The sequence below is a fragment of the Bdellovibrio sp. HAGR004 genome (assembly GCF_055397015.1).
In genome coordinates this window covers 88,118-107,751 of the sequence record NZ_AP029176.1, presented here as the reverse complement: position 1 = coordinate 107,751, position 19,634 = coordinate 88,118, and the positions used below count along the sequence as shown (strand labels likewise).

At 46.5% G+C, this 19,634-nt stretch carries 21 protein-coding genes; 10 read left to right on the top strand and 11 right to left on the bottom strand.

Annotated features, from left to right (window positions below; all coding sequences use genetic code 11):
- Positions 1-89 precede the first annotated feature (89 nt).
- The gene (locus ACZ5ZV_RS00540; RefSeq protein ID WP_464117477.1) at positions 90-851 is read left to right on the top strand and encodes a transposase; all 762 of its coding nucleotides are present in this window, start codon (positions 90-92) and stop codon (positions 849-851) included.
- A 1-nt stretch (position 852) separates the two neighbouring features.
- Here ACZ5ZV_RS00540 and ACZ5ZV_RS00535 read toward each other — a convergent pair whose 3' ends face one another.
- Positions 853-1,362, bottom strand: a complete 510-nt coding sequence (locus ACZ5ZV_RS00535; RefSeq protein ID WP_464119287.1) for a hypothetical protein — start codon at positions 1,360-1,362, stop codon at positions 853-855.
- Positions 1,363-2,336: 974 nt separating this feature from the next.
- Between ACZ5ZV_RS00535 and ACZ5ZV_RS00530 the strand changes: the two genes are divergently transcribed.
- The 3 genes from ACZ5ZV_RS00530 (at position 2,337) to ACZ5ZV_RS00520 (ending at position 4,009) form a co-directional block, all read left to right on the top strand.
- Positions 2,337-2,564 carry a CopG family antitoxin gene (locus tag ACZ5ZV_RS00530; RefSeq protein WP_464119285.1) on the top strand — a complete coding sequence of 76 codons (228 nt, stop codon included), beginning with the start codon at positions 2,337-2,339 and terminating at the stop codon, positions 2,562-2,564.
- A gap of 110 nt (positions 2,565-2,674) precedes the next feature.
- On the top strand, positions 2,675-2,902 hold the full coding sequence (locus tag ACZ5ZV_RS00525; protein WP_464119283.1) for a helix-turn-helix domain-containing protein: 228 nt from the start codon (positions 2,675-2,677) through the stop codon (positions 2,900-2,902).
- A 3-nt stretch (positions 2,903-2,905) separates the two neighbouring features.
- Entirely contained in the window at positions 2,906-4,009 is a 1,104-nt protein-coding gene (locus ACZ5ZV_RS00520; RefSeq protein WP_464119281.1) for a tyrosine-type recombinase/integrase, read from the top strand.
- Positions 4,010-4,152: 143 nt separating this feature from the next.
- Here the strand turns inward: ACZ5ZV_RS00520 and ACZ5ZV_RS00515 are convergent, their stop codons facing one another.
- The 7 genes from ACZ5ZV_RS00515 to ACZ5ZV_RS00485 form a co-directional block, all read right to left on the bottom strand.
- Positions 4,153-5,142 (bottom strand): hypothetical protein, encoded by a 990-nt coding sequence (locus ACZ5ZV_RS00515; protein WP_464119279.1) that lies wholly within the window; start codon positions 5,140-5,142, stop codon positions 4,153-4,155.
- A 50-nt stretch (positions 5,143-5,192) separates the two neighbouring features.
- Positions 5,193-5,705, bottom strand: a complete 513-nt coding sequence (queF, locus tag ACZ5ZV_RS00510) for a preQ(1) synthase (RefSeq protein WP_464119278.1) — start codon at positions 5,703-5,705, stop codon at positions 5,193-5,195.
- Between the two features lie 41 nt (positions 5,706-5,746).
- The gene (locus tag ACZ5ZV_RS00505; protein ID WP_464119276.1) at positions 5,747-6,235 is read right to left on the bottom strand and encodes a hypothetical protein; all 489 of its coding nucleotides are present in this window, start codon (positions 6,233-6,235) and stop codon (positions 5,747-5,749) included.
- Positions 6,232-7,563 carry a hypothetical protein gene (locus ACZ5ZV_RS00500; RefSeq protein WP_464119275.1) on the bottom strand — a complete coding sequence of 444 codons (1,332 nt, stop codon included), beginning with the start codon at positions 7,561-7,563 and terminating at the stop codon, positions 6,232-6,234. The genes ACZ5ZV_RS00505 and ACZ5ZV_RS00500 overlap by 4 nt, the downstream gene beginning before the upstream one ends.
- A complete protein-coding gene (locus tag ACZ5ZV_RS00495) occupies positions 7,553-9,478 on the bottom strand; it encodes a hypothetical protein (RefSeq protein ID WP_464119273.1) in 1,926 nt (641 codons plus the stop codon). Before ACZ5ZV_RS00495 ends, ACZ5ZV_RS00500 begins: the two co-directional genes overlap by 11 nt.
- Before the next feature lie 171 nt (positions 9,479-9,649).
- The gene (locus tag ACZ5ZV_RS00490) at positions 9,650-10,117 is read right to left on the bottom strand and encodes a nucleoside deaminase (RefSeq protein WP_464119272.1); all 468 of its coding nucleotides are present in this window, start codon (positions 10,115-10,117) and stop codon (positions 9,650-9,652) included.
- A 154-nt stretch (positions 10,118-10,271) separates the two neighbouring features.
- Positions 10,272-10,754 carry a hypothetical protein gene (locus ACZ5ZV_RS00485; protein WP_464119270.1) on the bottom strand — a complete coding sequence of 161 codons (483 nt, stop codon included), beginning with the start codon at positions 10,752-10,754 and terminating at the stop codon, positions 10,272-10,274.
- Positions 10,755-10,927: 173 nt separating this feature from the next.
- Here ACZ5ZV_RS00485 and istA point away from each other — a divergent pair, with 173 nt between their 5' ends.
- Both istA and istB read left to right on the top strand, forming a co-directional pair.
- Positions 10,928-12,544, top strand: a complete 1,617-nt coding sequence (gene istA, locus ACZ5ZV_RS00480; protein WP_464117241.1) for an IS21 family transposase — start codon at positions 10,928-10,930, stop codon at positions 12,542-12,544.
- A gap of 14 nt (positions 12,545-12,558) precedes the next feature.
- Positions 12,559-13,308 carry an IS21-like element helper ATPase IstB gene (gene istB, locus ACZ5ZV_RS00475; RefSeq protein ID WP_464117240.1) on the top strand — a complete coding sequence of 250 codons (750 nt, stop codon included), beginning with the start codon at positions 12,559-12,561 and terminating at the stop codon, positions 13,306-13,308.
- A 60-nt stretch (positions 13,309-13,368) separates the two neighbouring features.
- On the opposite strand, the gene ACZ5ZV_RS00470 is transcribed toward istB, so the two are convergent.
- Entirely contained in the window at positions 13,369-14,376 is a 1,008-nt protein-coding gene (locus tag ACZ5ZV_RS00470) for a DUF6531 domain-containing protein (protein WP_464119268.1), read from the bottom strand.
- 113 nt (positions 14,377-14,489) lie between these two features.
- Between ACZ5ZV_RS00470 and ACZ5ZV_RS00465 the strand changes: the two genes are divergently transcribed.
- From ACZ5ZV_RS00465 to ACZ5ZV_RS00455, 3 genes are read left to right on the top strand one after another with little or no spacing between them, the layout of a single operon-like run.
- Complete coding sequence (locus tag ACZ5ZV_RS00465) at positions 14,490-14,738, top strand: hypothetical protein (protein WP_464119266.1); 249 nt, start codon at positions 14,490-14,492, stop codon at positions 14,736-14,738.
- Positions 14,738-15,484 (top strand): hypothetical protein, encoded by a 747-nt coding sequence (locus tag ACZ5ZV_RS00460; RefSeq protein WP_464119265.1) that lies wholly within the window; start codon positions 14,738-14,740, stop codon positions 15,482-15,484. Before ACZ5ZV_RS00465 ends, ACZ5ZV_RS00460 begins: the two co-directional genes overlap by 1 nt.
- Complete coding sequence (locus ACZ5ZV_RS00455; RefSeq protein WP_464119264.1) at positions 15,481-16,221, top strand: hypothetical protein; 741 nt, start codon at positions 15,481-15,483, stop codon at positions 16,219-16,221. The genes ACZ5ZV_RS00460 and ACZ5ZV_RS00455 overlap by 4 nt, the downstream gene beginning before the upstream one ends.
- Before the next feature lie 50 nt (positions 16,222-16,271).
- On the opposite strand, the gene ACZ5ZV_RS00450 is transcribed toward ACZ5ZV_RS00455, so the two are convergent.
- Positions 16,272-17,078: a S1 family peptidase gene (locus ACZ5ZV_RS00450; RefSeq protein WP_464119262.1), complete on the bottom strand. Its 807-nt coding sequence runs from the start codon at positions 17,076-17,078 to the stop codon at positions 16,272-16,274.
- 15 nt (positions 17,079-17,093) lie between these two features.
- Complete coding sequence (locus tag ACZ5ZV_RS00445) at positions 17,094-17,921, bottom strand: S1 family peptidase (RefSeq protein ID WP_464119260.1); 828 nt, start codon at positions 17,919-17,921, stop codon at positions 17,094-17,096.
- 180 nt (positions 17,922-18,101) lie between these two features.
- Between ACZ5ZV_RS00445 and ACZ5ZV_RS00440 the strand changes: the two genes are divergently transcribed.
- A complete protein-coding gene (locus tag ACZ5ZV_RS00440) occupies positions 18,102-19,634 on the top strand; it encodes a hypothetical protein (RefSeq protein ID WP_464119258.1) in 1,533 nt (510 codons plus the stop codon).

The following is a 19,634-nucleotide window of genomic DNA, read 5'->3' as shown; positions in this document are numbered from 1 at the left end:
ATTACGACTGGCAAAAGCTGCCGAATGTCGTTTCAGAAAAAAAGCCTGTCCTAAGTGCCGCAAGCGTTCGTCCTGATGAGGTGGCGGCAGTGTTAGCGTATCGAGATCTACATCCGGATATTGGCTACCGCAAGTTCACCTGGCAAATGGTCGACGAAAATGTGGCCTTTTTATCAGAGAGTAAAGTGTACGATATTTTATCTGAACACAATCGACTTCAAGGCTGGAACCGAGTCGAAAATAGCGGCACTGAAAAAGAATACCGCCACAAGCCCAAGCATGTTCACTATCACTGGCACACGGACATCGCATACGTCAAAGTTGGTGGAGTTTTTTATTTTTTAATTATGATGCTTGATGGGTACTCAAGATACTTGCTCGACTGGGAATTAATGACTGACATGCTGGGTGGTTCAGTTGAAGGCTTTGTTCAGCGAGTGAAAGACAAGTACCCCCATGCCAAGCCAAGGCTGATCAACGACAATGGCAGCCAATTTATCAGTCACGATTTTAAAAGACTTTTACAGAAGCTCGAGATCCAGCAGGTATTTACGCGCAGAAATCATCCTCAGACCAACGGAAAGATCGAAAGGCTCAACGGCACGGTCAAACAAGAAGCTCTTCGCCCAGGGCAGCCTAGCGACTTTGCAGAGGCCTGGGAAATACTGAACAAGTACAGCTACGAATACAATCACCAGCGGCTGCATGCGGGAATCAACTTTTTACGCCCAGCAGATATGTTTTTTGGTCGCGGTGGTCTGGTATTAAATGAACGCCGTGAAAAAATTGAAAATGCCAGAGCAGATCGAAAGTCAAAAAATCGGGAAGAAAAAATGAAAACTCTACACTAAATTATTGCGTCAAACTTCCGGAAAGAAAAAAGCTAGACAGAAAGTCTTTCCAGCTTCGATTCAAGACTAAATATTCTCGGCTGTTTTTTTGATCGAAGTATATCGCGTATCCAACAAAGTCAGCCAGATACCGTTTGGCAGAATCTTTCTCCAAAACATCATTACTGTCTAAACATACCGAATCTTTGTTTTCTAACTTGCACATTGTAGATTCAGAGGCGCGATAGAAGTATGTCGGAATTGTACCTAATTTTATATGCGGCGAATTCCATACCCTATCAGGGCACCTCAACGCCTCCTGATAAATTGCAGCCATATCATCGTTAAAATTTTCCGAAATGGTCTTTGATAGGTTAAACAAATCAAATTGATTATTTTGATCTCGATGTTGGCAGATCCCTTCTGCTCGAACAGAGGTGCCCCAAAGCAATATCCCAATTCCTAAAAGGTTCAAAAAATGGGAAACTAAAAGATCCGACCTTCCAATAGTTTTTTCCTGCAATTCACTCAAGCTAACTCCTGAGATGTGATTCTCCAAATGCTATCGGTAACTTCAATGATTTCCTTGATAAACGAGAACGTGCTGTAGAGCCTCAATTAACCAAAGGGCGTATCAATTTGAAACAAGACCAAAGATTTGATAGCTACCGAATACGCGAACACCGCTGAATTTAGACACAGGTGCCAAATGTCATCATGAGAGTTGGCAGTGAGGCCCCGGCCTCAGTTCCCGTATTATGGGCGCACAAATTTTTCAGGGATCGAAAGTCGAATCGCTCAGCCCGAAAGGGACGCGAGAACTAGCAACACCATGCGCACATGAATGAGATAGCTGTCTCATTTTTTGAATGTAACGAATGGGATAAAATCGACTTCGAAACGAAGTCCGAATCGTGAGCTAAGCAACCAAAACAACTGCTGTTTTAATAAATTGAGACTTTCTTTAACCAAGCCGCCTTGGGCCGGGGGATCTTTGTCCGGACGACCCGAGACCCCTCCCACCCAACAAGTTGATTGAGAGGGGTCTCGGGTCTGGCCAAAGAATTGAAAACCCAAGGCTTTAACTGGGTGAAAACATGATTTTAGAAAAGAAAAAGAGATTGTTTAGAGACGAGGAATCGGAATTGAAGAACGCGGAATCAGACAAGCTAAAAGCTCTGGTGAGGGCACGATGCATGGCAAGAAAACAGGCATCTTTACTTGTAGCTACAAATGAGGTACAATAGGTATGTCTGGTCTTACGGGAAAGCGTTGGTACTTCTTCATTTGGGATGAGGACAACGAAGAGCACCTTGGAGCACACCACATAAGCCCAGAAGAGGCCGAGGAAGTGTTCTTCAATCGCTATGTGATAACGCCCAACAAGAAAAAACATGGGCCAAGACGGTATCGCATAGACGGAAGAACCAACGGCGGTAGAAGTCTTCGACTGATCTTTGAAGACCTTGGCGCATCAATGGCTAGAATCATAACTGGATGGGACTTATGAAGAAAAAAGTAAAAGCATACAAATACAATCCTAGCGAATGGGATGAATCAAAGTCCGTTGAGGTGAAGCCCGAAAAGAAAGCTTCCGGGGTTTCAACAAGTATCAGGCTTCCAAAAGAGATGGTGGCTAAACTGAAAAAAGTGGCTCGCAAGAAAGGCGATATCGGTTATCAGACGCTACTTAAAATATGGATTGCCGAGCGTTTAGAGAAGGAAACTGCTTAAAGCAGTCGTGCTTTAAAATGATAGATTTGAGATTTTAAGATATAACGATTTGCGCGCATTTTTGAGTTCTATGTTTCACCTTTTGTTGGGTGGAAATTTTAGGAATAAAAATGCAGAACGAAAACACGGTGCTGGCTTTTCCAGTGCCAAGGCTCTTTGACAATCAGAATAGCAAAGAATGGCTAACAACGAATGAGGCCGCAAAGTTTTTAGGAGTGTCTTCAAATGCACTTAGGATCATGGTCCATCGAGATCAGGTTCCTGGTTACAAGTTTGGTAGAAGGCTCCGGTTTCGTCTGAGGGATTGCCAAGCCCTTTTCATCAGAAAAGGAGCCTAAGTTATGGCAGTCAGAACGATAATCAAAGACGGGAAAAAACTTTTTGAAGTCTATGTGAATGGATTTAACGCCCGAGGAACAAGGGTTCAGCGAAAGCGAACGAACATCGAATCACTTCGCAAAGCCGAGGTGATCGAGTTCGAGCTAAAGCGCGAGCTTGCGGTTCTAAAAGAATCCAAGGTTGATCCACGATGGGAAGAATGGACAGAAGAGTGTCTGAACATCATGAAGGTCACTTACCGCCCTTCTACTCTTTATAGCTATCAGAAGACGCTTGATAAGTGGGTGAATAAACCCTTCAAAGGCAAAGAGCTTAAGGACATCACAAAACTTGATGTTCACTCTTTGATCTTCGAGGTGATTCCCCCAGAAACCACGATGCATACACGCAAATGGGTTCTAAAGATCATCAAGCGTGTTCTTCAGATGGCTGTGGATCACGGAAAGCTTGATCGAAACCCTTGTAACGGAATGATGGTAAAGGTGCCTGAAACCGAAAAGAAGGTTTTAACCAATAAAGAGGTTGAGATTTTTCTAACGGAAGCCAAGGCAACGAATCATCGTTTCTATCCAATATGGGTTGTGGCTCTTTTTACGGGAATGCGTTCAGGTGAACTCTACGCTCTTAAATGGTCAGATGTGGATATTGAGAATGGAACTATATCCGTCTCGAAGTCATGGAGTTCTAAAAATGGATTCACCAGTACAAAGAACCAAAAGATGCGGATTGTGCCGATCTCGGGCGAGCTTTCGAGTTTTCTCAAAGAGTTGAAACTCGAAAGAGGCCCAGAAGAATTTGTACTTCCGCATCCGACAGAGTGGACCAGAGGCGAGGCTGCAAAGGTGTTAAAATGCTTTTGCAAATCAATTCAGATCACAGAGATTCGTTTCCATGACTTACGAGCGACGTTTATCACAAACCTACTGGCAAGGGGCGAAAGCCTTGCGCGAGTGATGGCGATAGTGGGACACGCCGACATGGAGACAACAAACGTCTATCTACGCAAGTCAGGTATTGAACTTAAAGATGGCACTGAGAAGTTGGGATACAGGCTCCCGGCAGCTCAGGCTGACAATGTTGTTCAATTACGAAACTTACGGAAATAGACAGTGCGTGCTACTGAGAGCTTCTTTTTGCTATTGCTGAGACTTGAGACAGCAATGATCTCAATAACTTGGCGAGTACGGGAGGATCAAAACTCCCTCTCCGCCATTTTATTCCCATAAAATTTGTTTCTTAGGCGCTTGTACTATCTATCAAGCTTCGAAAATAGGGTCTTCAGCAACGCTGTCGTTAGTTGATCCTTGCTGTGCTGTTCGAACGGGATATTTACGACCGTTTCGCCGTGGTCTACGCCCTCAAGGCGAATGAAGTCGGCGGAACCAATTTTAGAGCTTTCAAACGGAACCATGCCATCGCTGGAGTCATAGGGCCCCTTGAAAGACGTGCGGATCACACATTGACCCAGAACAACTTTAAAGCAGCCTGTCGCGATGATATTGACGGCCGGAGTGAACAAACTGCTGTGGCCGTTCACGACGCCCCCGACGGTGATTGTCGGAACTCGTTGAGTCAACTCCTGAATAATCATTCGGTTTTCAGTCATAAACTGTCTGCGAACGGCAGTGCTCAAATAATGTATGGTGTCTGGAGAGGTGTTGAAGTACGGAATGATCGGTCGCAGCCATTTGTGTAAATGCAATGGCCCTTCAAAGTAAACATCAGCCACTGGGGAACCTTGAAATGGACTTTGTAAAAAAATGATTCCCGCGATCACACTCTGATGGCCGGGAAAACTCACTAGCTCTTCTAGCAAGGCCAGCCCACCCAAGGAATGGGTAACAAACAAAGCCCTTCTTTGCGCCGACCGCGATACGGTAAGAGCATGACGAATGTTGGCTCTGATCTCTGCAACAGACTGTGAAGAACTGGAAAGACGTTGAACCTTCAAGCCGTAATGGTTCTGAAGTAGTTTTTGCTGAGCTTCAAAATATTCCCCCGTCAAACGAGAAAACGTGATCGAGGATCGTTCATCACCATCCAGGAAGGACTCAGACAAGATACCCGGCACTAGATAGATATCATAAGCCCTAAGGCCTTCTTGCTCCTGCGCACTTAACGATGGCTGGCTATTTAAAACAGTGTAAAAGGTGGAGGTAAGGTCGGCAGCAAAGGCACCAAGGCTCAGAGTGAGCCCGACAGCCGCAAAAAGAATGTGTATAATATACCGCTGAACCATATTGCTCACCTTGCAAGTCATGCCAAGGGTGAAACTTTCCAAATTCAGCCTTAGTACAGCTTGGAAAGCTCCATGGAGTATTTTCCCGGGGCGTATTCACTCATGCGCTTTTTATACAAGTCCTGGAAGAACTTATCCTTTGCTGCGTAGTTTGCGTAAGGATAAATCGCGATGCCTCCGCGCGGAGTGAATTCACCTATAACTTCGATGTACTTCGGTTTCATCAACTTCACCAGGTCATCACAGATCGTCTGCACGCAATCTTCATGGAAGTCCCCGTGGTTGCGGAAACTGAAAAGGTACAGCTTTAAAGATTTGGATTCGACCATCTTCTTGTCAGCGATGTAATTCACAAAAATCTTGGCGAAATCCGGCTGACGGGTTTTGGGGCACAACGAGGTGAACTCGGTACACACAAAAGTCGTCCAGGCAATCTTGCCGGGATTTTTATTGTCGAAGGCTTCTAACACCTCCGGCGCATAGGTTTCTGGATACTTGGTTTGATTTTCACCCAAAGCAAAGTCGGCCAGTTCTTTTGAGTCTCTTCCAGTTTTCTTTTTCATAATGCAGCCTTTTTAGAGGAAGTTCCCCGGTTTAGCAAATCCTACTTTTTTGACTTCCCTGACTTTTTCGAGCTTGGCGTTCGAGTGCCATCACAGGATAGTTCTTTTGTGAGTATCATTCCCGAATCCAGATCCGGATGCAGAGGATCTGGCACGCGTTCTTTGATATCCTCGCGAAGGAAGCGCGCTGAATATGGCGACTCAGGGCCTAAAAGTTTTTTAACTTCCTCATCAGAAAGAAGGGACTGCACCACGCCACGAGTGTCCTTCACAGGGGCCATCATCTTCGCCTTTAAGAGCACAGCTTTGTTTTCATAAACCTGGGCCGCCGCCTCAAGATCGACCGGCAAAGACAGGGTGATTTCGCTCATCGAGCCTTCGTACAACTTCAACACAAATTTACCATCGGATTTTTTGACGACTCCGGTAATATCGTACTCACCGCATTTGAAGCTTTCTTGCGCAAAGGATTTCACAGAAAAGCCCAGCATCACAGATATTAACAAAGTTTTCCACATTCTAGATTTCATAATTTAAAGTCCCTGCACGGATTCGGTGCTTTGGATTCTTTTGAGTAACGAGTGTAAAGAGCATCGTATATCTTTCTTTCCGCCTGGCCGACCTTTTCCGCCTTCCAGTAAAGATCATCAGCCTGCTTTGCGTAGGAGGCCGCAGCTGCCTTCCATTTTTTGAAGTCCTCTCGTTTTACAAACTTCTCATAGGCCCGAAGTTCCGCCTTGATGGCCGGAGACGGGTTGGAGGCCGCTTGTTTTTTTACTTCCTCGTAGCCGAAATCAAATTGAGTCATTGTTCCACAGTAATTCATCTTCGGCACCAGCTCTAAGCACACCTCTTGGTCGTATTTACTCTGGGCACGATGAGCTGCCAACGCCTGATTGCGGGCCGATTCATAGGTCTTAATTGCCTGCTGAAGCTGAGCCTTGGCTTGATCCACATCCGGCAGTCCCGCCAAGGCACGAATGCCTGACAGTCGTCCATATGATTCCTTAATGTCTTTGAGCTCTCGTGCAAGTTTCACATACGATGCATTTGTCAGATTGCAGGCTTCCGCCTTCTTGCCTTTTTCAGCCCAGGTATCCAAGGAACTTCTTTCTCTCATGGAGTCAGAAAGAAAGGCTGTGGCCTGGTAGGTTTTTCTGCCTGCCTCTGTGGAAATCTGCGGTGTCCCTGGAGACAAACCCGCCGGCGAAGATCTGGCCCCCAGAAAGGCATACTCTAAATTTCCCCCGGCCCTCAAATTGCCCGCAATCGAAGATCCCGTCGTATTATAGCCCACATTGGAAGATGCAGCCGAGATCACACATGTTTTATCTGTGCCCAACTTTAAGGTGGCCCCGGAATGGCAGCTAAAATCCATGATCGCAAGTTTGACGCCTTTTTTTTCTGCCAGATCACGAAGAGCTTTCAGACGATCCATGTTGAAAGTGCCATTTTTTGATGACACCGCATGAGTTTCAAAAGGAGGAGCCGCCTCCAGCCCATGGGTCGCCACACTGATCATCAGCTGATCACCCTTTTTCAGTTCGCCTTTTTGAATCTTCTGCTTAAACAATTCAATTTGTTTGTTCAGATTGTCGGTCGTTGCAGGGATATTTTTTCCGCCGCCGGCTTGTTTGGCCAAAGCTTCCGTTGTCTTGTGGCCACCGTTAAACACCACGGTGGGCTTCCACCCGGCGCTTTTGGAAAACGTGCCCAAGTTCTTAAGTGTCTCATCAAAGATTGTGGTTGCGCCCTCGGGTTCTCCGCCCCCGCCTAAAACCAGAATCTCTTTCTTTGCCCAAGCCGCATCTGCCAGGAACACCATTAAGGCAGCGGTATAGATCCATTTACTCAACATTACTCGCACCCACGTATTTTGCTAACCAATAGGCATAAAGATAGTCCACTCCGGATTCCTCTTCACCCTTGACATGTGAAATCTGATAACCAAAAGCCGTGTCCTTCCAGACAAAGTTGCTGGCAAAGGCCTGCAGCTCAAAGATCGGATAGTTGTAAAGCCCTTGATAGAAATAATCGATCGGGGGTTCTGGCTTCTTCAAAGCCTTCCAGAACAACCTTGGAATCGGTGACATGCACCAATCAGGTCGCAGCGAATGGTCGATGCTGACATTCAAGTTAGGACGGGGATAGGGGATCTCTCGCAAACCCCAACTTGCCTGCTTTAAGGATTCGGCAAATTTCGCATCACTGCTTTCTGAACGGAAGTTTCCTCCGCGCGTTCCATGCTTGTAAGCAAAGCCGTAAGCCACCAGTGTTTGCAGGTGTCTTTGTGCGGGGGCGTAAGTCACCCATGCATCCATCAGGCGCTCGCGCAATTGATCGCGAATTTTTGTCTGCCCCAACAGATCGGCAATCGTAATATCGGTGATATCCCCCACCAGCCCTAAGTTAATCCCACTCCAGTCGGCAGATCCATGCCAATAGAAAGTGGTGTCGAAGCTAAATCCACTGAGTTTCGTTTTAGTTTTGCCATAATATCCGATGTACTGTTCTTTGAAGGCGGGATCATTGGTCAGCCATGCCGCCAACCCCAAAGCCGCCGCTTTGTTCTGTGGTTTATCCCAGACGACCTGCAGGTCAATCAGCTTGCGAGAATAAGATTTTAAATCTCGCCACAGCTCCACTTCAGATTTGGGCAGCACCAGTCCTGCCCAAAGGAATCCATGTGTGATTCCTTTGACCATGTCGTTGTTGCCACCTTCTTGCCACATCAGATGCTGGAACTTGCCTTTGCCCTGGTGCCACATGGAATCGGGAAGTCCTTTGGCCGGATTATAGATCGCAAGCGTTCTGGCAAACTGCTGCGGATCTCCGGTTATTTCCATCAGTGTCATCAAGCCGCGTAGGGTGCGTTTGATGTTATCCAACGCCTCAACTTCTTTGGTTAGCTGATAGCGCATTGCCTGAGACCCCAGGTACATTCCCGTCCACAGCGCAGCATCCCCGTGAAGATTGAAAGCAACCAAGCGCCCCTGCTCATCAATCTGGGAGGGAGTTACAATCCCGGCTTCATTGATATGAAAGTCCCGTGCATTTCGATCATAGCTGCGGGCCTTTTCTTCTAAAGTCGGTGCATAGGCGTTTCGTTTCACAACGGCTTCAGTGATGCTGATGTCGTCCACGATCTTATTGGCAACGCGAATTATATCCTTGTTGCGACGATAGAATTCAAAATCCGTTGGATCAAAGACGATATAAGGATTTTCATCCTTGTACTCTTTTCTGTTCTTGTAAGACTTCACCAAAGGGTCTTTTTCATAGCCAATGTCTTTCTTAAAGACATTGATTACTCCACGCACAACCAGGGGAATCTTAGGGCCCTTGGCGCTGATCAGTTGCCTTTGATTCACCCAGAGAGGTTTGGATTCAAGCTCCCTTTTTGTCGTAATCCACTCGGTATAGCTTGAAACTTTCTTATCCGCATAGGACGTCGCCAGCCCATTGGGGGTGACGGTGTAACGGGACACCACATTAATAGTATTGCTGAAGTCCGAAGGATCCCGCTTCAGGTCGCCCAAACGAGTGATGAAGTCGGCTTGCTTCAGATCATAAGAGATCGTCAGGCTTTCGCCTGTGGCAACGGCTTTTCCAGTCCAGACTTCCTGAACTTTCAAGCCATCGAAGAAATAGTTGATATAGGTGACCATTCGGACAACGTCGTAGGTCCCGTCGTGAGACTTACGCAGTTCCAACTCTCCATTGTACGGACCCCGCGTAGACGAGGTGCCTTGTAAAAACCAAATACCCTCCATCCCCCCATTAGCTTGTAATGAGGCGATATCTCTAGGGATTTGTTTTTCCTTATGCTGACAAGATACGACGGAAAAAACGCTCAAAAACAGAAAAAGGAATGAAAGTGCTTTCATTCCTTTATTCTCTCTAAGAAGACTTCCGGGCAGGAGTCCTGAACTATTTCTTGGGCTTTAGTAGGGGATTTTGTCGGACTTGCTGTCCCACTCTTTAAAGACCTCAAGGGCTTCCGCATGAGCACATTGGATCATGGGAACTTTACGGTCTTTAATATCTTTAGGGATTTCCTGATAAAGGAAGTCATCGTCAAAATTGATCTCGGCTGCGTCTTTACGTGTATTTCCATAGTAAATCTTAGAAATACGCGCCCAGTAAATTGCTGATAAGCACATCGGGCAAGGTTCGCAGCTTGTATAGATCTCTGCACCCGCCAGTTCGAAGCTGTTGCTCTTCGCGCAGGCGTCGCGAATCGCAGAAACCTCAGCATGAGCCGTTGGGTCATTGGAAGAGGTTACTTTATTCCAACCTTCACCAATGATCTTTCCGTCTTTTACAATCACAGCCCCAAAAGGACCGCCCGCACCCGCGTTCATATTGTTTCTGGAAAGTTCGATGGCTCTTAACATAAATTCTTTGTTCATAGGTCGACGAATTTATGGGGCCGCATGAACTTAGTCAAGTTGAGGTTGGGGGCTTCAGGTCAATATAATCCTCATACGAGGGTGCGACCGAGCCCCCGAAAATCAAAGGGGGGCTCACGAAAATGGCGTCCCAAGGGGGGTAACACAGCTTCATTTAGTAAGAGGGAATCGTCAGCTTTTGCATCCTATGGAAGTCGATATAAGTCTCAACCGCTGCAATCTCTTGAGCTGTGGCTCCGGCCTCATAAATACTCACCGGCAACGTCTTGCCACCAAACTTAACGCCCGTTACTTCGTTGTCTGAGCCGTACACCAATTCAACCGCAACTCCGGGGCGTTGTACTTGCGTCAGAACATCGTCTTCTGACCACTTAAATTCAATTTTTGTTTTGTCAGGTTTTAGCGCAAAGATAAGTCGATCATTTCCGTCATAGCCAAAAGAATAAGCTTCCAGCGATGCTACTTTGCCCAGAACCACCAATTCAATCTCTGCCTTCACCACCAAGTCCCGAGTATCCCCAGTCTTGTAGCTATAACGTTTGACCTCAAAAGGGTTCTCTACAGAAATAATATGACCTTTGGAGTTTCTTTTGATTGTTGTGGCGATTTGATTTTCTCCGCGATTGTCCAATCCCACGTAGTTTGACCGGTTTCAAGGGGGGCAAATCCCACGTAAGTGGACCGGCTTTGGGGGAAGTAAATCCCACCTAATTTGACCGGGCAATTGCTTACGTTTTCAGCACATTTTCTCCATCTGATCCCATGCGCTAAGCTGCTGGTTTAACAACCAGACTACAGCAAGGAATACGCATGCGGAAACTCAGAAAAAAGGACTTGGAGAAAATCACAGTGGACCGAAAAATCGTCGAAGGCCTTCGCGAAGGACACTCACTCACCGCACTGACTAAATCAACTGGTAAAGGCAAAGGTTACGTCATAAAAATCCGCGACCAGGCGATAGAGCATGGCTATGTAGCCGTCGCAAACCCAGAGAAGAAAATCTACTGCAAAACCTCAAAAGAAATCCCACCTTACCCAGAGGCGCTGTTTCCGCTGCGCGATGGTCGCAGCGAGAAGGCCATTGAAACGGATGCCATCTTAGATCCCAAGCGCGAATGGATCAAGGAGCGCATTGAACTTGGCTGGAGTCCGCAAAGTATTTTTGAAGAGCTTCCGCTCTCTGTCCCGCGATCTAACTTCTACCGCTACATTCACCGCCACAAACTTATGCGATCCGCACCTGCGCGCAATGTGATGGAGCTTGTTCACTCACCGGGGGAATGTCTGCAGGTGGACTGGGGAAAGCTCTTTGACGTCGTCGATCCTGTCACAAAAAAGAAAAAAACAATTTGGATTTTCGTTGGCGTTCTTGGGCATTCTCGTTACGAGATGGCCCGAGTTGTAGAGAAACTCGACTTTGAAACAACTGCCGAAGTTTTAATAAGCATGTTTGAGGAACTTGGCGGAGTCCCTCGTAAAGTGACTTCTGATAATCCCAAAGTCTTTGTTCATGAGGCATCAAAGCACGAGCCGACGTTGAACCCGGCCTTTGAAAGACTGGCCTCGCACTACGGGTTCGTTGTCGAGGCATTGCCGCCTTATTCTCCAGAGAAAAAAGGCAAAGTGGAGCGAATGGTTCCAATGAAGCGTCGCCTTTTTGAATCCTACGATAAGTCCCAATATTCACTGAGCGGCGCACAGTCACACATGAATAAAAAGATGAGTATCGCCAATGAGAGAAAGCACGGGACTCACCTACAAAAACCTTTGGATGTGTTTCTTAACGATGAAGCCTCGTTGTTAAAGCCTCTTCCTTTATTACGCTACGAAGTGGAAACCATCACTCGCTCAACAGTGAGGTCTGATGGTTATGTTCGCTTTGCAAACAAGTACTACCGAGTAGACACAAGACTCAAAGGCGAAATAGCTTTGGTGATTGGTAATTCAGTTCAAGTAAGTATCTACTGCAACGGTCGACTGTTAGAAGTTTACGAGCGCATCCAAGATAAATTCACAAGTAAAGCCTGTAAAGATCATTACAAGGAGTCTTGGGAGAAGACTCTTCAAGATCATGGTCACTATCTGAAGCAAGCAAAAATTATCGGCGTCAATGTTGAGCGCTTTGTAGGAATTATTTTGGCTCGAGGCGAAGGTTTTGTTGATACACGCAGCGTATGGGGTCTTCTGACGCTGAACAAGAAGTACAGCAATGCCGACATCGACAAGGCCTGCCTTTCAGCGCTGGAGTTATCACAGGTAAATTTAAAAACAGTTCATCAACTATTGAATATTATGGCAAAGCCAAAACCCAAAGCTCCTCGTCATGAGGAGGTTTTATCCGCGCAGACGGTGGGAGGTAAGTTTGCGCGCGACATGAGTGAGTATAAAAACCATTTACGTCTGGTTCATAGCAACCAGGCCCACTGAAAGGAAAGACAGTTATGACAATAGATGTGATACGCGATCAGTTAAAGCAGTTACGAATGCCCGCGGCATCCGCAGAGATCGAGGGTTTAGTTCAAAAAGGAAAACGCAGCCAGGATCTTAAGTGGCTCAGTGAGCTTCTATCCACGGAATTAGATGCAAGGGCAGATAACGCCGTAGAAAAAAGGATTAAGAAAGCGGAGTTCCCAGAGCGAAGAAGCTTTGAGCAGTTCAATTGGGATTTCAATAAAAAACTCCCGCGCGAAAAAATCGAGGATCTGAAAGATTTAAAGTTTATCGAGAACAACGAAATTGCATTGTTTTTGGGAAGTCCCGGCACGGGCAAGAGTCATCTTGCGATTGCTCTTGGGATGAGCGCTGCGCAGGCTGGTCACAGTGTTTTTTGTACGAGTGTAAAAAGACTTGGGACAAAGATCCGTAAAGCGCGCGAGAACAATAAGCTCGATGTTTTATTCAAACAAATTCTAACATCAAAGCTATGGATCTTGGATGACTGGGGCGTCGTAACAATGCCACGAGACGTGAGTGAGGAGATCTTCGATTTATTTGATCGACGCAAGCACAATTCGGCTATGATCTTAACCAGCAACCGCGACGTTGAAGAATGGCCACAAGTTTTTACCGATCCGATCCTGGCAAGTGCTGCCATCGACAGGATGTTCGAGAATGCCCATATTTGCATTTTTGAAGGCCCCAGTCACCGCATGAAGGGACGAATAACTTTCAACGATATTGACAGCGAGTAGAAAGACCAATAAACCCTCAAAAATCAGGTGGTCAAAGTATCTGAAACGAACCCGGTCAAACTAAGTGAAACGGAACACTCCGCGATGTTCCACAACCTTGACCACATTGTCGCCCTCATAGACGTATTCTCGCTTCACGCCGCTTTCATCATAGTCTGCGGCAACGATGCGGCTGTTATCCAATGCATAGGTGTAAGCATAGGCGCGCTCAATCTTGACCCCATCAGGACAGTCCTTCTTCACAGTCACGGCATAACGAGGCGGCTTTCGAGAGTTGTCCAATTTATAAGAATAAAATTCTTTGCAGATCTCCGTTCCGCTGACAGATTGAACCCAATCACTATTATTATAAGATATCGTGACAGACTTTTCTCCTGGCCATTTTGCGCCAATCATATTGTGTTTTTTGTCGTACTCATATGTATAAGTGTTACCCCAGGCGTTCTTCGCTTCGACAAGATTATCGGCGACATAAGAGTACTGCCCAATGGTCACCGGTTTGATATCTTTGCCTTTGGCGTTGAGCTGGAATTGGATAAGGGAAATATTTCCCTGGGAATTTGAAAGTATGCTGACCAAGCGCCCACCGCTGTCAGTAATCTCGGAAGGGACACCTTTACTATTATACTTTACCTGAATGAAGAGCTTTCCCTTGCGGATTTCGACAAGAGCTCCTTCAGAATTAAAGGTCTCTATAGTTCCATCGGGCAAAGTTCGTTTGTAGACTGAGTCCACCTTTTTAACTATTCCATCAGACGCCAGGGCCCCTTTAAACTGTGAACCTTCGGCTTTAAATACGGCCACACGTCCATCACCACAGTAGTTTATCTCAAGAAGATCTTCGCTTCTCTTCAGGTTTGTTTCTAAGCCTGTGCACCAGCCATAACCAAACCACCCACGATGATTGGAGCGGCTATGATAAGTCCTGACAAGACTTAGCCTAAGATCCATCCCACGCCCTTCGAAGTCAGTCCATGAATGCACGAAAGAACCGGTGGACGTATCGACAACTGCGGACGCTGAACAGGTTACAATAAGAACAAAAACAAAAGCGAAAAATCTAAACATCATCAATCCTTTGATGTTTAGATTATCACCTCAGTAAATTGGTCCTGCCAAAAGTTTTTTTTAGACACCGACCGAGGTATGAATATATTCTAGTTTACATAAGGTGGTTAAAAATGTGTCGACTTCTGCTTGCTCTTTTAATTCTGACTCCATCGACTTTATTGGCTGATCCTAATCTGCAATCTTATAAAAATGCCGGAGAATGTTCCCCATTGGAAAAAGCAAATAATTGCTTCTACTGCCCAGAGCAAAAGAAGTTTATTGCATTGGGGACAAGCTCAGAAGACGCAACACCCAAAGACAGTGACTACGAGTTCGTAGATCCCTCAGCACCTACATCCGAAGTGGATGGCACCAGATAATGAAAAAAGTTGTCCTGCTATTGGCTCTTACTTTGACGGTACAAAGTGTGCCTATGGAAGCCATTGCAATGGCGAAGGCTTTAAGTTTCTTTTCCACACTTGGCTCAAACATAAAGGGACTTTTCGGAAAAGCCCTGGGCACCTCGAGCTCGTGTACTGACTGTGTCGCTCAATATCGCGGACCGAAGCCGCCCGAAGGATCGGGCCTTCCCGTATGGGCCGAGCACCCAGATGGTGAAAAATGGACTCAGTACACCATGGAGGCCATCGAAAAAGAAGGACTGGCAAATCTAAACCCAAAAGATGCTGCTTATTACTGCCCGAATTGGAAAGGTCTAACGTTGGCCGAACGCAAGAACTTTTGGCTGAACATGGTTTCAAAAATGGCCGAAATAGAGAGTGTTTTAAATCCGTCGATGGTTCACCACGACAAAGGTGCGGCGGCAGGCCAGGAAAGCAACGGCCTATTGGCGATGTCGACCACTCAATGTAGCTACTTGAAATCCAGAGCAGACACACTGGACCCCCAAAAGAATCTTCGGTGTGGGGTGTACACAATGAAGTATTGGTTGGTACACACCAATGCCATCGGTGGGCATGACGGAATCAAAGGGCTTGGAGGTAACTGGCAGATATTTGTACCTAACCCCATCTATGATCGCGATTGGACCTTCGCCAGTCAGAAAGCCTTGAAAAAGCACCTGCGTTCCCTGCCATATTGTAAAAAAACGGGAGATGCAGATTGAAGTCAGTTCCAAGACATGTCCTGCTTATTCTGTTCATCGGAGTTGCATCGAATTTGTTCACTCCTGAAAGCTCCTCTGCGATGTCAAAGGCCTTGAATCTTTTCTCAATGGCAGGTTCTAAGATAGGGTCCTTTTTTTCCGGCCGCTTTGGTTCTGGCAGCTCTTGCACAAACTGCGAATCAAGCTATGACGGACCTAAGCCACCTTTGGGAACGGCCTTGCCGGTTTGGCACTATCATGACAAAAGCCAAACATGGTCCACCTACACACTTGAAGCCATTGATCGAGAGGGCCTGGCCAACTACAATCCGAAAGATGCCACGAGCTATTGCCCCAACTGGAATAATTTAACTCTCAGTCAACGACGCGCCTTCTGGCTTCAGTTCGCATCGAAACTGTCAGAAATTGAAAGTGGCTTTAGATCCACGGCGACATATATGGAGCATTTTGGGGTTAGCAGCAATGGACTCTTCAGCATGTCTAAAGGTGATTCTTGTGGCTTATTAAAAACCACAGCAGACACCTTTAACGACAAGAAAAACATTGATTGCGCGATCAAGACGATGCGAATGTATTTGGACTCTTCACCCTATATTGGAACAGGTAGTAATCGTGGATTGGGTCGATATTGGCAGCCACTAATTGACAACCCCAAAAGGTTGGTCGCGCAGACGAGGGCGAATAAAAGGGCGATTCTGAACTATACGCGCTCGTTGCCTTACTGTCGAGCGCAGTAGATCTTCGCCGGAGCCCCGTTGCAGAACCGCTCCAGCAGCACAAGCTAGTTTCATAAGAAGGGACCAATGAAGTCTTTCACTTTAACATAGTCAAGATTGGTAATTACCGCACGCTGGGTGCATAAAGGCAATCGGTCGTCGATCAAGATCTCAGCCACGGAGGTTCCTATCAAATACGGTTTGCCATCTCTGAGAACGAAGACAGGTCCTCCGGAATCACCTCCACAGACGTTCTCTTCAGCCGTCCCACGAACCTCGAAACTGTTGTGCAGGATGCCTGCCAATGGAAGAAAAACTGATTTGAGATATGTTGGTTTTGTTCGAGGATTAATAGAACTAAGACCATATCCCAGAACATGAAGTCTTTCACCCAACTCCAATGATCGGAAATCTGTAAATATCTTGGCTGGCACAAAGGGAGCAGGAGCATCTTTGGCTATTGTGAGGACCGCAAGATCATGAGGGTCTCCAGTTTTAGAATAGTCAGGATGGATCTTTACCTCGGACGTCGCCCATACGGTAATATTAGATGGAACAGAAATATCAGCTCCAAATGCGACAACAGTCTTTAGCTTATCGTAATCAACTCCATCATTACCATCAACGCAATGTGCAGCAGTTAGAATAGCCCTCTTGGATATAAGGACGCCAGAGCACCGAGACTCATGAACAATCTTGCCGTTCTTATAAAGTCCTATTACAACATAAACCGTAGAGCGTGCTGCCAAAGAAGCTGCGTCCTCTCTGATCCCACCTATAATACTTCCGTTAGTGTCTTCAAAACTAATGCTCTCGTGAGGGGCTTCATTACAGCCCACGGATAAAATCAAAGTCAAAAATACTATAATTCTTTTCATAGAAGAGTCCTAAGCTCACTGTTGAATATACGGCGCAATGAAGTCTTTCACTTTCACGTAGTCAAGACGGGTGATAACCGCACGCTGGGTGCATGAAGGCAATCGGTCGTCGATAAACATCTCTCCTACTGACGTTCCTATTAAATAAGGTTTGCCATCTCTGAGAACGAAGATAGGTCCTCCGGAATCACCTCCACAGACGTTCTCTTCAGCCGTCCCACGAACCTCTAAGCTGTTGTGTAGGATGCCTGCCAATGGAAGCGAAACTGACTTCAGATATGTTGCTTTTGTTCGGGGATTAGCAGAAATAAGACCATATCCCAAAATAAGAAGTCTTTCGCCTAGCTCCAGTGATTGAAAGTCTTTAAATATTGTGGCTGGTACAAAGGGGGCAGGAGCATCCTTGGCAATTGTAACCACCGCAATATCGTGGGGTGCTCCCCTGCGAAAAGCAACCTCTGCTGAATAGTCAGGATGGATCTTTACGCCGGACGTCCACCATAAGGTAACATTGGATGGCTTAGAATTATCCGCTCCAAACGCTACATAGATATGCATTTCGTCGTATTCTACCCCAGTGACACCATCAACACAGTGTGCAGCAGTTAGAATAGCCCTCTTGGATATAAGAACTCCTGAACATCTAGCCTCATGAACAGGCTTACCATTCTTATAGTACGCCAAGCCGACATAAACCGTTGATCGAGCCGGGATAGACATCGGATCTGTTCTAGTTCCACCTATAATACTTCCGTTAGTTTCTTCAAAACTAATGCCCTCGTGACGAGCTTCATTACAGCCCAGAAATAAAATCAGACTCAAGGATATTACAATTTTTTTCATCACAAATTCTCCGAATCCGCTCTATATACACAAAACTTAGTACTGTTTAAAGTGACAACTGATTTAAACGATTTTCAGTGAACTATTTATAGACATGAATCAATTGAAAACAGAACCTTGTAAAAACGAAATGTTTATAAACCTCTTAGGCAGAACAGGTGTCATGCCGATAGGTAGAGCATGAAGTATGAACGAACACTTCTTCTATCGGCGCTCCTTTCCAATGCCGTTTTTATTTTTTCAAATGTTGCCTTTGGTAGTCAGCAATGCGTGAAAGAGTGTGATCAAAGGGTCTTACAGTATGATGATATACAGCGAAGACAAGATGAGTTTAGGTTGTGCTATCGGCTGTGTTCAATGGAAGAGAGAAACCCATCTCAAAATTACGACAGCGGGAAGGGAAGAGAAGAACCCGCTCCTGAGCCAACACCACCGGACGATGGGCATGGACTCTTTGGAACGCTCCCCGGCCGACCAGACGATGAAAAATCCAAAGCCACCGGCGAAAAGGATGACGATAAAGATGAAGACTCAGGCGCCAACGCCCCAACCGAAAGCGCAGATACCCAATGCTTGGAAAACTTCGACGCCGAGGTGAATGCATGCGAGCAGGCAACATTAAAAGCCGCTAGTTCGTGTGACGAAAACAACTCCGCCATGAGCAACGTTGCAAACATGGCCGCCCAATTGACATTATATGCTGGTCAGAAAAGTGCCATGGGGATTCGGGAGAGTTGCACTAAAATGGCCAACCTGGCAAAGGCAGCTAATGCAGCTCTTATGTCTTATCGTCTTTTGTGTGGGAATGCGATCACCACTTGTTCAACAGCCTGCTCAGCACAGCTCACCCCCAAGTGCAACAACGGAGCGGAATCTGCACGCCTAGCCGGTGAAGCCCGAACCGCCATGGCCGGAAACCTATCTTCCTGCCAGGGATTTTCCTCAAAAATGGGTCAGGCATCTGCAGCCGCACAAAACTATTCCGAAATGCACGCGAACTCACAGTCCTGCGCCCTGCTTACCAACGGGGCGGCAGCGACTGCAGAAATCTGCTCAACCTACCCGGACTATCCCGGATGCGCAAACCTGCCTAAAATGGACTGCAACAATCCAGAGATGGCAGAACAAACCGTCTGCATTTGCAGCAAAACACCGACGAATCCCATTTGCAAAAGGCAGGCAGACAACCAAGTTGATCTACCCTCTAACATAAATTCAACCGCAAGGCTAAAACCGCAGGTACAGGCAACGCCGCTAAGAGACGAAAAGAAGCCGCACATTATCACTTCATGGCCGACCTCTTCAGGAGGAGAGGAGCCCGTTGATGGGCAGCAAGGGCAGGGTGCAAACCTTTCTTCGCCACATCTGCAGCCCGGCTTGATTAAACGACTGAAGGCGAAGAACTCCAAGGAGCCTGCAGTTCTAAGTGGGTTCTACGGTGGCGGCGCTGCGTCCGCCGATAAACGGTACGAAAAGCTTCAGATGGAAGAAAACTCAAAGACGGTCGGAAAGCAGAATGTCCCCACAGTTGCTGCGCGCAATCCTGACTTGGCACGATTTCTTCCTGGGGGACAACACTATCAAAATAGATTCAGAGGTATTGCCGGTTCAACCGAGTCCATAGGCATAGACGGTATCACCGGCCCCAATAGTAATATCTGGAAAAAGATTCAGAATAGATACAGGTCTTTGCAGGACTCGTTACATCCTTAA

What these genes read in the sequence shown, in the direction of transcription:
- ACZ5ZV_RS00530 (WP_464119285.1), top strand. Translation starts at nt 2,337, where the DNA reads ATGAAGAAAAAAGTAAAAGCATACAAATACAATCCTAGCGAATGGGAT.
- ACZ5ZV_RS00525 (WP_464119283.1), top strand. Translation starts at nt 2,675, where the DNA reads ATGCAGAACGAAAACACGGTGCTGGCTTTTCCAGTGCCAAGGCTCTTT.
- ACZ5ZV_RS00520 (WP_464119281.1), top strand. Translation starts at nt 2,906, where the DNA reads ATGGCAGTCAGAACGATAATCAAAGACGGGAAAAAACTTTTTGAAGTC.
- ACZ5ZV_RS00515 (WP_464119279.1), bottom strand. Translation starts at nt 5,142, where the DNA reads ATGGTTCAGCGGTATATTATACACATTCTTTTTGCGGCTGTCGGGCTC.
- queF (WP_464119278.1), bottom strand. Translation starts at nt 5,705, where the DNA reads ATGAAAAAGAAAACTGGAAGAGACTCAAAAGAACTGGCCGACTTTGCT.
- ACZ5ZV_RS00505 (WP_464119276.1), bottom strand. Translation starts at nt 6,235, where the DNA reads ATGAAATCTAGAATGTGGAAAACTTTGTTAATATCTGTGATGCTGGGC.
- ACZ5ZV_RS00500 (WP_464119275.1), bottom strand. Translation starts at nt 7,563, where the DNA reads ATGTTGAGTAAATGGATCTATACCGCTGCCTTAATGGTGTTCCTGGCA.
- ACZ5ZV_RS00495 (WP_464119273.1), bottom strand. Translation starts at nt 9,478, where the DNA reads ATGGAGGGTATTTGGTTTTTACAAGGCACCTCGTCTACGCGGGGTCCG.
- ACZ5ZV_RS00490 (WP_464119272.1), bottom strand. Translation starts at nt 10,117, where the DNA reads ATGAACAAAGAATTTATGTTAAGAGCCATCGAACTTTCCAGAAACAAT.
- istA (WP_464117241.1), top strand. Translation starts at nt 10,928, where the DNA reads ATGCGGAAACTCAGAAAAAAGGACTTGGAGAAAATCACAGTGGACCGA.
- istB (WP_464117240.1), top strand. Translation starts at nt 12,559, where the DNA reads ATGACAATAGATGTGATACGCGATCAGTTAAAGCAGTTACGAATGCCC.
- ACZ5ZV_RS00470 (WP_464119268.1), bottom strand. Translation starts at nt 14,376, where the DNA reads ATGTTTAGATTTTTCGCTTTTGTTTTTGTTCTTATTGTAACCTGTTCA.
- ACZ5ZV_RS00465 (WP_464119266.1), top strand. Translation starts at nt 14,490, where the DNA reads ATGTGTCGACTTCTGCTTGCTCTTTTAATTCTGACTCCATCGACTTTA.
- ACZ5ZV_RS00460 (WP_464119265.1), top strand. Translation starts at nt 14,738, where the DNA reads ATGAAAAAAGTTGTCCTGCTATTGGCTCTTACTTTGACGGTACAAAGT.
- ACZ5ZV_RS00450 (WP_464119262.1), bottom strand. Translation starts at nt 17,078, where the DNA reads ATGAAAAGAATTATAGTATTTTTGACTTTGATTTTATCCGTGGGCTGT.
- ACZ5ZV_RS00445 (WP_464119260.1), bottom strand. Translation starts at nt 17,921, where the DNA reads ATGAAAAAAATTGTAATATCCTTGAGTCTGATTTTATTTCTGGGCTGT.
- ACZ5ZV_RS00440 (WP_464119258.1), top strand. Translation starts at nt 18,102, where the DNA reads ATGAAGTATGAACGAACACTTCTTCTATCGGCGCTCCTTTCCAATGCC.